Genomic DNA, 1,838 nt, shown 5'->3' with positions numbered 1-1,838 from the left:
CCAGCCGGTCCTTGAGCGTGTAGTAGAGGCCGATCGCCGGCAGGAACCACGGCGGGCCGAAGTGGCCGGGAATGGCGGGCCAGTCGCGGCCCTGCCAGGGGTTGGCGAGCGCGTCGCCGCCCATCACGGCGGCCATGCGCTCGCCCATGTGGACCGACATCTGCGTGCCGTGGCCGCTGTAGCCCATCGCGTAGTAGAGGCCGTTGCGCTCGCCGGCGTGCGGCAGGCGATCCTGCGTCATGTCGACCAGGCCGCCCCAGCAGTAGTCGAGCCGCACGTTGCCGAGCTGCGGGAAGGTCTCTGCCAGCCCGGCGCGCAGGATCTCGCCGCTTGCGGCATCGGTCTGCGGACTGGAGACCGCGAAGCGCGCGCGCCCGCCGAACACCAGCCGGTGGTCGGCGGTGAGCCGGAAGTAGTGGTGGATGTTGGCCACTGTCACGTAGGTGCGCCGCGCGGCGAGCAGGGCCTGCGCGCGGTCGGCGCCGAGCGGCTCGGTGACGACGATGAAGCTGCCGATCGGCACGATGCGGCGGCGCAGCCAGCCGAAGCTGCCATAGCCGCCGTGGCGCGTGGCGCCCGTGGCCAGCAGCACCTGCTGCGCGCTGACGGTGCCGCGCTCGGTGTGCAGCCGGTGCGCATGGCCCCGGCCCAGGCGCTCGATGCGCTGCACGCTGGTGCCGGTATGGATCTGCGCGCCGTTGCGCTCGGCCGCTGCCGCCAGGCCTTGCGCGAAGCGGCCCATGTGCATCTGGCCGCTGCGCTTGTAGAGCAGGCCGCCGTGGAAGCGCTCGCTCTGCACCTCGGCGTGCACGCGCGCCGCGTCGAGGATCTCGACCTCGCTGTCCACGCCGTCGGCGATGAGGCGCTCGGCGCTGCGTTCGAGCGCGGCCATCTGGTTCGGCCGCGTCGCGAGCTTGAGCTTGCCGTTTCGCAGGAAGTCGCAGGCGATGGCCTCGTCGCGCACCAGCCGCGCCACCGTGTCCACCGCGTCGTCGTAGGCGCGGTACCAGGCGCGGGCGCGCTCGACGCCGACCTTGGCGGCGACTTCGGCATAGTCGACGGCCAGCCCGTTGTTGACATGCCCGCCATTGCGGCCCGAGGCTTCGGCCGCCACGCGCTCGCCGGCCTCCAGCACCGCCACGGTGGCGCCGCGCTTGGCCAGCGCCAGCGCCGCCGACAGGCCCGTGAAGCCGCCGCCCACGATCGCGACGTCGACCTGCGCCGGCAGCTCGCACGAGCGCGGCACGAAGGCGGGCGCCGAATCGGTCCAGTAGGAGTCGAGCTTCATGGCGTGCGGCGCTTGAAGAAGATCAGAGGCCGACCACGCCGGGCAGGCCGCCGATGTCCTTGATCTCGACATAGCGGTAGGCCGGATTTCCCGGGCCATGGCCGCGGTTGACGAACACCTTGTTGACGATGCCGATGTCGTCCGCCGACATCAGGTCGTAGCGCAGGCTGGAGGACACGTGCAGCACATCCTCGGGGTTGCAGCCCAGCGAATCGAGCATGTATTCGAAGGCCTTGAGGCGCGGCTTGTAGGCCTGGGCCTGCTGCGCGGTGTAGACGCGATGGAAGGGCGCGCCGAGCAGCGCCACGTTCTTCTGGATCTGGTCGTCCGATGCGTTCGACAGGATCACCAGCGGGATCTCCTTGGCGACCTTGGCCAGGCCCGCGGGCACGTCCTCGTGGGGGGCCCAGGTGGGCACCGCGTCGTAGTACTTCTGCGCTTCGTGGTCGAAGTACTGGATCTTCCACTTCCTGCACAGGCGGCGCACCGCGTTCTTCAGCACCACCTCGTAGGGCTGCCAGTCGCCCAGCACCTCGTCGAAACGGTAGGC

Annotated in this window: 2 protein-coding genes; both read right to left on the bottom strand. The window is 70.7% G+C overall.

The features are described from left to right. Positions 1–1,288: NAD(P)/FAD-dependent oxidoreductase (locus BLS74_RS33345; protein ID WP_093112306.1), on the bottom strand; the 1,288-nt coding region annotated here is incomplete at its 3' end. 22 nt (positions 1,289–1,310) lie between these two features. Beyond that, positions 1,311–1,838: haloacid dehalogenase type II (locus BLS74_RS33340; RefSeq protein WP_093112304.1), on the bottom strand; the 528-nt coding region annotated here is incomplete at its 5' end.

Origin of the sequence: Variovorax sp. CF079, assembly GCF_900101545.1 — a bacterium.
Classification (GTDB): Bacteria; Pseudomonadota; Gammaproteobacteria; order Burkholderiales; family Burkholderiaceae_C; genus Variovorax.
This window is presented reverse-complemented; position numbering and strand designations above follow the sequence as displayed.